Here is a 239-nt window from a genome sequence, read left to right on the forward strand (position 1 = left end):
GGATACTTGCGGTCCGAGATGTAGACATCAATCTCGAATTCTAGCGCACTCATCATGCGTGCGTCAATACGCACCAGCGTGTCATCATCCATGTGCTCCTGACACAGGGCGCGGATCGCGATTACGCAATCACCGAGTCGCCCAGAATCGCTGTAGTCCATGTAGGTCTCGAAAAGCTTATCCTTCCAACTATTGTACGTCATGGACCTCCTTATTGCCTCGATCAATACACGTAGTGT

At 50.6% G+C, this 239-nt stretch carries 1 protein-coding gene; it reads right to left on the minus strand.

Going from position 1 to position 239, the window contains the following annotated elements; all coding sequences use genetic code 11:
- Window positions 1–203 (minus strand): hypothetical protein (locus AC1RPY_RS08170; RefSeq protein WP_481763184.1); only part of this gene is annotated, 203 nt, incomplete at its 3' end.
- Window positions 204–239 lie beyond the last annotated feature (36 nt).

This window comes from Dellaglioa sp. CoH-56-MRSF-12 (assembly GCF_056782075.1).